The organism is Deltaproteobacteria bacterium (assembly GCA_012522415.1).
Classification (GTDB): domain Bacteria; phylum Desulfobacterota; class Syntrophia; order Syntrophales; family JAAYKM01; genus JAAYKM01.
Genome location: JAAYKM010000067.1, coordinates 23,881 through 30,401, shown reverse-complemented (window position 1 = coordinate 30,401; position 6,521 = coordinate 23,881). Strand labels below are relative to the sequence as shown.

General features: G+C 57.8%; 7 protein-coding genes and 1 pseudogene. 4 read left to right on the top strand and 4 right to left on the bottom strand.

Annotation, left to right across the window (positions count from 1 at the left end; genetic code table 11):
- The 4 genes from purH to GX147_06080 form a co-directional block, all read left to right on the top strand.
- The coding region (gene purH / locus GX147_06095) for a bifunctional phosphoribosylaminoimidazolecarboxamide formyltransferase/IMP cyclohydrolase (protein ID NLN60264.1) at positions 1-399 on the top strand (399 nt) is incomplete at its 5' end.
- A gap of 59 nt (positions 400-458) precedes the next feature.
- Complete coding sequence (gene purE, locus GX147_06090; protein NLN60263.1) at positions 459-974, top strand: 5-(carboxyamino)imidazole ribonucleotide mutase; 516 nt, start codon at positions 459-461, stop codon at positions 972-974.
- 5 nt (positions 975-979) lie between these two features.
- A complete protein-coding gene (locus GX147_06085; protein ID NLN60262.1) occupies positions 980-1,591 on the top strand; it encodes a threonylcarbamoyl-AMP synthase in 612 nt (203 codons plus the stop codon).
- Between the two features lie 99 nt (positions 1,592-1,690).
- Positions 1,691-2,197, top strand: a complete 507-nt coding sequence (locus tag GX147_06080) for an OmpH family outer membrane protein (protein NLN60261.1) — start codon at positions 1,691-1,693, stop codon at positions 2,195-2,197.
- A gap of 737 nt (positions 2,198-2,934) precedes the next feature.
- Here the strand turns inward: GX147_06080 and GX147_06075 are convergent.
- The 4 genes and pseudogenes from GX147_06075 to GX147_06060 all read right to left on the bottom strand — a co-directional run bounded on the left by GX147_06075 (position 2,935) and on the right by GX147_06060 (position 6,463).
- Positions 2,935-4,782 (bottom strand): acyl-CoA dehydrogenase, encoded by a 1,848-nt coding sequence (locus GX147_06075; protein NLN60260.1) that lies wholly within the window; start codon positions 4,780-4,782, stop codon positions 2,935-2,937.
- Positions 4,783-5,105: 323 nt separating this feature from the next.
- Positions 5,106-5,651 carry a hypothetical protein gene (locus tag GX147_06070; GenBank protein NLN60259.1) on the bottom strand — a complete coding sequence of 182 codons (546 nt, stop codon included), beginning with the start codon at positions 5,649-5,651 and terminating at the stop codon, positions 5,106-5,108.
- A gap of 504 nt (positions 5,652-6,155) precedes the next feature.
- Complete coding sequence (locus GX147_06065) at positions 6,156-6,377, bottom strand: 4Fe-4S binding protein (protein NLN60258.1); 222 nt, start codon at positions 6,375-6,377, stop codon at positions 6,156-6,158.
- A pseudogene (locus tag GX147_06060) lies at positions 6,314-6,463 on the bottom strand (IS256 family transposase). Before GX147_06060 ends, GX147_06065 begins: the two are co-directional and overlap by 64 nt.
- Between the last annotated feature and the right edge of the window lie 58 nt (positions 6,464-6,521).

The following is a 6,521-nucleotide window of genomic DNA, read 5'->3' as shown; positions in this document are numbered from 1 at the left end:
GCCTTCGATATCCGCAGGGCCCGGGTCGTGACGAAACGACAGCCGACGGAGGCGGAATATGCCGCCCTCGATTTCGCCTGGCGGATTGTGAAGCATGTCAAATCGAACGCCATCGTTTTCGCGACGGAACATCAACTCGTCGGGGTGGGGGCCGGACAGATGAGCCGGGTCGATTCCGTCAAGATCGCGTCCATGAAAGCGTCCCTGCCCACAAAAGGCGCGGTCCTCGGTTCCGACGCCTTTTTCCCCTTCCGGGACGGGATCGACATGGCCGCGGAGGCCGGCGTCACCGCCATCATCCAGCCCGGAGGCTCCGTGCGGGACGACGAGGCCGTCCAGGCGGCGGACGAACACAGCATCGCCATGATCTTCACGGGAGAGCGGCATTTCAAACACTGAGAGGCCCTGCCCTTCCGGGCACGGGGTCCTTCCGTTAAGGACGGGCGGAGATTATCATTATGAAGGACAACAACAAAATCATGGTCAGCGTGGTTATGGGGAGCGATTCCGACGCCCCGGTCATGGCGGAGGCCGTCAAGGTCCTGCGGGAATTCGGCATTCCCTGTGAACGCTACCTGACCTCGGCCCACCGGGCGCCGGAGCGAACAGCCGCTTTTGCCCGGCAAGCGGCGGAACGGGGCATCAGGATCATCATTGCCGGCGCCGGAGCGGCGGCCCACCTGGCCGGTGTCATCGCCTCCCAGACCCCCCTTCCCGTCATCGGCGTTCCCATCGACGCCACCCCCCTGGGAGGCATGGACGCTCTTCTGTCCACGGTCCAGATGCCGGGAGGCGTTCCCGTCGCCACCATGGCAATCGGGAAGAGCGGTGCGAAAAACGCCGCCCTCATGGCCGTGCGCATCCTGGCCCTGGAAGACCGTGACCTGAGGGACAAGCTGGACGCCTACACGGCGAAACTCGCCCGGGACGTGGAAAAAAAGCAGGAAGACCTGACGGCGTCCGAGACGGACTGACCGGCATGGCCCCGATTCTGAAAATCGATCCTCGCCGCCCGGAGCCCGGCCCGCTTGCCCGGGCCGTCGCCGTTCTGAGGGGTGGGGGCATCATCGCCTACCCCACGGAAACCTTTTACGGCCTTGGCGTGGACGCCGCCAACGAAGGGGCGATCGAACGCCTGTTCGCCGTCAAGGGACGGGATTTCAGCAACCCCGTCCCCGTCGTGATCGGGAGCGAATCCGCCTTGGAAGGCCTCGCGGCCGTCGTTCCCCCCCTGGCCCGGGAACTGGCCGCCCGCTACTGGCCGGGGCCCCTGACCCTTCTTTTCCACGCCGCCCCCTTCCTCTCCAGACGCCTCACGGCGGGAAGCGGGAAAATCGCCGTGCGCGTTCCCGACCATCCCGTGGCCCTCCTTCTGGCCGGGGCTCTCGGGACCCCCCTGACCTCAACAAGCGCCAACCGTTCGGGACAAAAGGAGTGTCTGACCGCGGAGGAAGTCCGGGAAAGGCTCGGCGAAGGCCTCGATCTTATCCTTGACGGAGGGGCGACCCCCGGCGGCCCGGGATCAACCATTCTCGACGTCACCCGGGAACCGCCCGTTGTACTGAGGCATGGGGCAATCGATTATCCCTGAGATCCCGATCGGCGGAATGGTCCTTTTTTCAGATTGTGAGCCCTCTTGTTTTCTGCTATAGGTTCGCCCAACATCCACAATTTGACAGGGAGGTATCCAATGAAAAGATTTGGGGTCGTTCTGGCATGTCTGATTATCAGTTTCATTTTCATCCCTTCGCTTGGGGCGAAGGATTTTAAACTGGGTTCTTTTGATCTTCAAAAGATTGTGCGGGAATCCAAGAACGCGAAAGCGGCGACGGCGCTCCTGACCCGGGATCTGGAAAGCAAGCGGGCCACACTCGTCGAAAAGCAGAAGGACCTGCAGAACCTCAGGGCCGACTTTGACAAAGCCACGGCGGGAACCCGGAAAGCCAAACAGGAAAAGCTGGAAGAGGCCGTCAAGGAGTACAAAAGGCTCGCCGCGGACCTGGACGAGGCGCACAAGAAAAAGACCGCCGAAGTGAATCAGAAGGTGCTGCAAGACCTGCGTGACGTCATTACGGCCTTGGCGAAGCGGGAGGGGTACACCCTGATCGTGCAGAAAAACGCCGTTTACCTGATAGACGACGAATACGATATTACGGACAAGGTCATCCGCCTCTACGACCAGAAGAGGTTCCAGTAAGTCTTACGTGGAGACGGTCCCTGACGCCGGTCTTCCGAATACAATAAGCCACCCGCGCGGGGTCATGTCATTTCGAGGAGCACCCACCATGTCATTTCGACCCGGCGCAAGCCGGGGAGAAATCTTAACCCGCAAGGTTTCGGAGGCGGCGTTACGCTTAAGACTTCTCACGTTCGTTCGAAGTGACATGAAGGGATGTTCGAAGTGACAAAAAGGAATGTCATCTCGAGGGGCTATCCCCTATGTCATTGTCGGGAGTATCCTCCATGCCATTTCGAGGAGCTATTTCCGTGTCATTTCAAGGGGCGCCTCCTATGTCATTTCGAGGAGCGAAGCGACGAGAAATCTTATCCCCCGGCGCCATCCCAGGGCGTTACGTTCAGGATTCCTCACCCGCCTTCGGCGGGATTCGGAATGACATTTTAGGTCGTCGGCGGGATGGGGAATGACATGAAAACATGTCGTTTCGAGGAGCACCCACTATGCCATTGCGACCCAGTGGCCATCCCCATGTCGTTTCGACCCGGTGGCAGCTTCCATGTCATTCCGACCTGGTGGCAGCCTCCATGTCATTTCGACCCGGCGCAAGCCGGGGAGAAATCTTAACCCGCAAGGTTTCGGAGGCGGCGTTACGCTTAAGACTTCTCACGTTCGTTCGAAGTGACATGAAGGGATGTTCGAAGTGACATGATAGGACGGGGCCGGGCGGGTGTAACGTCCGGTCGGAGGGCGCGACGTCAAAACGACTCGTCCGCCATCTCCAGGGCCGCCCGTTCCGCCGCCCGGATGGCGTCACAGCGGCTTTTCACGGTCATGAGCACCTCATTGGCGAAGAACTTCGCCGCCGCGATTTTCCCCTGATAAAAAGCGACATCGTCATGGGCCGCTGCCAGGGCGCGCTGCCCCTCCCGGGAATCCTCAAGGCCCTCTTTTTGGTAAATGACCTCCAGCTTCCCGCAGGCGACGGCGGCCCCTTCGAGCAGGAAGTGCGCCACAAGCAGATCCCCCAGGACGCGCAGGAAGGGGGAGGCGTGCAAAACGGGGGTCAGAATATCCCCGCTCCCCGCCGCGGCGGCAAACCCCCCCGTCACATCCTGAAAGGCCCGGAGGGAGTCGGCGAAAAGGGGCCCATAACCCTGGAGGGGACCTGAAGCGGGCCATGTCTGCCGGGCCTCCTCCAGACGGGCGAAAAGTTTCTTCACCCCGGCGCCGTCTCTTTCCCCTAACCTCCTCCCCACCAGGTCCAGGGCGAGGATCCCGTTCGGCCCCTCGTAGACGGACGCGATTTTGCAGTCCCGCAGGTACTGCTCGATGGGGTAGTCGGAACAGTAACCGTAGCCACCGTAAACATCCATGGCCCGGGAGCAGACGAGAAAGCCCGTATCGGAACAGTAGACCTTGCAGACCGGGACGAGAAACGATGCCAGGCTCTGCCAGTCCTGCCGCCCTTCCTCGTCCTCCGTGACGGCGGCCATGTCCATGCACCAGGCGGTGAAATAGTTGAGGGCCCGCATGCCTTCCACGTGGGCCTTCATCCAGAGCAGGTTCCTCCGCACGTCGGGATGGCCGATGATGGGGATGGGCTTTGCCTCGGGGTTGTTCATCTCCAGGATGGAGGCGCACTGGATCCGTTCCTTCGCGTAGGCCGCGGCGTGTTCGTAAGCCGCCGTGGCGTGCCCCAGCCCCTGCATGGCCACGCCGAGATGGTCCACGTCCATCATGCCACACATGACACGGAACCCTTCCCGCTCCCGCCCCAGGAGTTCCCCGACGCAGTCCCCGTTATCGCCGAAATTCAGGGTGCATGTCGCCGAGCCCTGGATGCCCATTTTCTGTTCGATATTCCCCGTGTGGACGTCGTTGTGCGCCCCGGGGCGGCCGTCTTCCCCCAGGCGGAACTTGGGGACGATGAAGGCGGACAGGCCCGCCATCCCGGGGGGATCCCCCTCGATCCGGGCCAGGACGATGTGAACGATGTTCGGCGTCAGGTCATGATCGCCGTTGGTGATGAAGCACTTGCTCCCCGTGATCCCGTAGGAGCCGTCGGGAAGACGTTTCGCCCGGGTCCGGACGGCGCTCAGATCCGTTCCGGCGTCGGCCTCGTTCATGCACATGGTCCCGGTCCAGTCACCCCGGCCCAGGGGGGCGCCGTAGCGTTCCTTCTGCCGGTCCGTGCCGAACTCCCCGATCAGGCCCGCCGCCACGGCGCTCAGGCCCGGGTAGGTGAAGAGGGAAAAATTGGCGGCGTAAAAAAACTCGGCGCAGACCGTCCGGATGGACACGGGGAGGGCCGGGCCGCCTTCGGGGGGGGTAAACCAGCCCCCGTCCACAAAGGTCCGGTAGGCCTCGTGAAAACCCGGGGGGATACGGACCTGGCCGTTTTCGAAGGTACAACCCTGACGATCCCCCTCGGCGTAGAGGGGAACGAAGACCCGGAGGGCCATTTTTTCCGCCTCGTTCCGCATCAGCAGAACATCCTCCCGGGTCAGGCCGCCGTAGGCCCCGCCGGAGAGAACCTGCTCCATGGCCATCTGTTCGAAGAGAATGAATTCCTGATCGCGCTTGTTGACGAGGGTGTTCTTCATGGCGTCCTCCTTCAGAGTGGGATGGAACCATTATAGGAGCGGGGTTCGGGAAGGTCAAGGCCCTTTTGGCGGTCCCGGGGAGGTTCCTTCCGCCCCCCGGAAGGAAGCATCAAAAAGGCCGGAAGGACCCCCAAGAAAAAAGGAGGCCGGGAAGAGGCCCGGTCCCTTATACGGTGATTGACAATTTGTTTTTCAACTTCACTTCTGTAAGCAGTTCCGACGTAAAGTCGGAGGATTTCCCCGCCGATAGATTTTTCGGTTTGCAGCCGCGATAATGAAAATAGAATAAACGGATGGCGTCACCGGCCTGCCGGATTTGCCAGTCAGAGACATTGGAATTTGACTTTAGAGTTTCGATAAATTCGATGACTGCGTTTTCCTGATATTGATCGGGCGGTATTTGTTTTTTTGTTTGCAAAGTTTAAAAATTTGCTTACCCATAAAGCGTAAAAAAAGACGTTCTTTCCCGGTGCCAGTTTTTTATCCAAAAGAAAGGCCTGAAATTCCGGAAGAACATCATTTTTTTTGCTGTCGGACAAATTTTCCATGATATACCAACTTGGCTTAAGCGGCATATTGCCGCAAAATGCCAAGTACCAAAGGACATTCTTACCACGCTCTGTAATACGGAATACCCCACGTTTAGTGTTCTCAACCAAATCAGCCATTTTCATATGAGCGCGAGCCCATGCGACACGATTCTCAAATATGCGTTGCTGTCCGCTTGGGAGAAGCTGTTTTTGCTCCTCTTCAGTCAGGCCAAATTCTTGAGACATTGCATCAATAGCTTGCCGATTTGTATATTCCTGACCATCAGCACAAAATTCGAGTAGTGGAAGCATGACGCTTTGAAAATCCGGTATGGCCATATTTTATCTCCCTTTGTGTGCGAACGTTGTTGTTGAGCTGCCGTTTTTGAGAGCGGACATTGCATCTTGATGCACAATGATCCATGCTAAAAACCAAGCGCATCACAGCCAGCCCGAAGGGCTGGGGCTGTATTTTTTCCACTCATTACGTCATCAAATGAGCGAACATGGAAAACACAGGGTAATAAACCCTCCAATGCGCGTCGCACCTTTGGCTGCAAGTATCAATTATTCAATTTTATGGCTCTTTCGACTTTTTAGTACAGCGAAACATCTATAAGTAACTGTTAATACATGGCAAATATTCTTTGACAATTGACACGTTTTCAGAGCTCGGGTAGGGAAGCATCATGAAGACGAAAAAATCCTTTCGAGACTTATACAGTTTCCCCCTCTCACCGGGAACGGAGCTTTATCCTCCATCACAAGGAAGGTGTCGCCGTTTCACCCATATGGAAAACCGTCACATCCCAGTCCTGGAAATCCCCTTGCCATTGCCGTAAATCAAGCGGGTCTTTGAATCATGATCGCATCCACGGGACACAGGGACTCGCAGACACCGCACCTTTCGCAAAGGGTCAGGTCAATTCTGGGGGTCTTGTTTTCTATCGTCATCGCGCCATAATTGCAAACCAGGCACCGCCCGCATTTGGTGCATTTCCCATAATCGGCGTCAGGTATTGCCCGACTGTCTCTCGTATGTCTGTACGAATGATCTCGAATAATTGCCCCGGCTGTTCTTGAATCTCCTTGAAAATCTCCTTTGCTTCAGATAGTGTCATCTCCAGTTTCATAGTGCTTTCTCCTTTCAGTTCAGATTTTGTGGAAAAACCCTTCTAAAGGGAAAGCGCCAGCATCAGACTTTTGTTT

What these genes read in the sequence shown, in the direction of transcription:
- purE (NLN60263.1), top strand. Translation starts at nt 459, where the DNA reads ATGAAGGACAACAACAAAATCATGGTCAGCGTGGTTATGGGGAGCGAT.
- GX147_06085 (NLN60262.1), top strand. Translation starts at nt 980, where the DNA reads ATGGCCCCGATTCTGAAAATCGATCCTCGCCGCCCGGAGCCCGGCCCG.
- GX147_06080 (NLN60261.1), top strand. Translation starts at nt 1,691, where the DNA reads ATGAAAAGATTTGGGGTCGTTCTGGCATGTCTGATTATCAGTTTCATT.
- GX147_06075 (NLN60260.1), bottom strand. Translation starts at nt 4,782, where the DNA reads ATGAAGAACACCCTCGTCAACAAGCGCGATCAGGAATTCATTCTCTTC.
- GX147_06070 (NLN60259.1), bottom strand. Translation starts at nt 5,651, where the DNA reads ATGGCCATACCGGATTTTCAAAGCGTCATGCTTCCACTACTCGAATTT.